Origin of the sequence: Microcoleus sp. Pol12B4 (assembly GCF_036701385.1) — a bacterium.
Taxonomy (GTDB): Bacteria; Cyanobacteriota; Cyanobacteriia; order Cyanobacteriales; family Microcoleaceae; genus Microcoleus.
Window position 1 is genome coordinate 1 of the sequence record NZ_JAUBQR010000390.1, and the last position, 2,774, is coordinate 2,774.

Here is a 2,774-nt window from a genome sequence, read left to right on the forward strand (position 1 = left end):
GATTTATACAATGGTAGACAATATGAAACCTTCTCTTCCTCAAGACGACCCGAACCCAGAACAGCGCAAAGATTCCTTGAATCGTCAGCAACAAGCTTATCAGTTTGACTATGAGAGTTTATCACCTTTGGCATTATTGAAAGAGGTGCCTGCAGTGGAGAACTTTTCGAGCAAGTATCTTGCAGAACGGATATTAGCAACTTCGGAACTTCCAGCAAATATGCTGGCAGCCGATTCGAGAACTTTTCTCGATCCTCTCGACGAACTCCAAGACTATGAAGACTTCTTTACTTGGCTGCCGCTACCTGGAGTTGCCAAAATTTACCAAACCGATCGCTCTTTTGCAGAACAGCGCCTGTCTGGAGCAAATCCGATGGTGCTTCGCCTCTTAGATGCGAGCGATCCTCGGGCAGAAACACTGAGGGGTCTTTCCAGTTTGCACCCATTATTCGATCTGCACCAAGAGTTGCAGGACAAAAACATTTACATTGCCGATTACACAGGTACTGACGAACACTATCGCGCGCCGGCTCTCGTTGGAGGAGGAACCTATGAAAAAGGCAGAAAATACTTGCCGAAACCACGGGCTTTTTTCGCTTGGCGGTGGACGGGAGTCCGCGATCGCGGTGAAATGACACCTATTGCCATTCAACTAGATCCCAGCCCAGATAGCCATGTCTACACCCCATTCGATCCTCCTGTCGATTGGCTGTTTGCAAAACTCTGCGTACAAGTAGCAGATGCCAATCACCATGAAATGAACTCGCATTTAGGTAGAACTCATCTGGTGATGGAACCAATCGCGATCGTCACCGCCCGACAGTTGGCTAAAAATCACCCGCTGAGCCTGCTGCTGAAACCGCACTTTCGCTTTATGTTGACCAACAACGATCTGGCGCGTTCTCACTTGATAGCTCCCGGCGGGCCCGTCGATGAATTGCTAGGTGGCACCTTGGCTGAGACAATGGAACTGACTAGAGAGGCGTGCAGTACGTGGAGTCTTGATGAATTTGCCTTACCCGCTGAACTGAAAAATCGGGGAATGGATGACCCCAATCAACTGCCTCACTATCCTTACCGAGATGATGGATTGCTGCTGTGGAATGCGATTGAAACCTTTGTATCGGGCTATCTGAAATTCTTTTACCCGGCGGAGATCGCGATCCTACAAGATGTGGAACTGCAAACCTGGGCCCAAGAATTAGCCTCAGATAGTGGCGGTAAATTCAAAGGAATGCCAGAGCGCATCAACACAGTTGAACAATTAATTCAAATTGTAACAACTATAATTTTTACCTGTGGGCCCCAGCATTCAGCCATCAATTTTCCCCAGTATGACTACATGAGTTTTGCCGCCAATATGCCCTTGGCAGCCTACCGGGACATTCCTAGAATTACTGCTTCGGGTAATCTAGAATTGATTACGGAAAAGGACATTTTACGGTTGCTTCCTCCGTACAAACGAGCGGCTGACCAACTGCAAATTCTGTTTATTTTGTCAGCTTATCGATATGACCGTTTGGGTTATTACGATAAATCTTTCCGAGAACTCTACCGGATGAGTTTCGACGAAGTTTTTGCGGGAACGCCGATCCAACTTTTAGCCAGACAGTTTCAGCAAAATTTGAATATGGCAGAACAGAAGATTGATGCCAACAATCAAAAACGAGTCATCCCTTATTTGGCTCTCAAGCCTTCGTTGGTACTAAATAGCATCAGTATGTAGGAGTATATTTGTGGGGCGGGTGTTTCGCCCACCCACAAGAAAATTCATTATTTGTGGAACAGGCTTTCTTGCCTGTTGTTAAGCATCGTAGAAGATGTAAGAACCCCTGCACATTCTCAGCTTTTGTATTGTTCAGCGATCGCGCAATTCACGGACATTGTACCAGACGAATCGGTGAAGGTGACTTCATCTTGATAATGCCGGGGTGTTTGCATCAGCAACCGCCAAGCTTCACCAGCATCGATTAAATTCAGGCGATCGGGATAGTGAATTTGCAACAACTCTTGCACCATCGGATAATAGTTTGAGTTGATGCTGGGGAAAATATGATGCTCTGTGTGGTAAGAAAAATTCAAGTGCAGCCGGTCAAATATTTTAGGAACCCGCACTGAAGCACTGTTGATCAGGGGGTCATTAATGCTGGTCATCCGGCACCCCATGTGATTGGTATAGATGTAAAACATTGCGCCTGCATGACCAATTGCGATCGGCAAAAAGTACGCAAGAGCGATTTTGAGCGGATGAAAATTTAGGTAGAACAAAATGCTGCCATGAATTCCTAAAATTCCCAGACATTCAAATGCGATTGTCAATCTATCTTTAGGACTAACTGTAAAGGGAGCCGGTACGTAATCGACAGATTTATCGTTAAATAACAGTACCGAGGTGAGATTGCGGAAATTATGCACTAACCACGAACCGGCCATCCCTACAATTAACCACACCGGATTGACTTCCACCGACGGGACAAACAGATTTTGAATCCATTTTCCCCAAGTATCTGGTTGCTGGTAGAGATAGTTGCGATCGGGGTCTGCCACAGAGTTCGTGTTATTGTGATGTACGAGATTGTGCAGATTTTTCCACTGAGTAGGCGGCATAAACAGCATACTTAGTCCCAAAAAGGCGATCGGATAAGTGAAGCGCGACTTTTTATGAACGCTACCGTGCATCAAATCGTGGGAGCTAAATAGCAAAACTATAATACTATTGCCCATGATGACGGCTAAAGGTAAGTAAAGCCCTAAAAGATAGACGGGCCAGCGAT

Annotated in this window: 2 protein-coding genes; one reads left to right on the forward strand and one right to left on the reverse strand. The window is 46.0% G+C overall.

The features are described 5' to 3' along the window. A partial coding sequence (locus QUA38_RS28390) for a lipoxygenase family protein (protein WP_333167762.1) occupies nucleotides 1-1,726 on the forward strand: 1,726 nt, incomplete at its 5' end. Between the two features lie 116 nt (nucleotides 1,727-1,842). Here QUA38_RS28390 and QUA38_RS28395 read toward each other — a convergent pair. Further along, a partial coding sequence (locus tag QUA38_RS28395; protein WP_333167764.1) for a fatty acid desaturase occupies nucleotides 1,843-2,774 on the reverse strand: 932 nt, incomplete at its 5' end.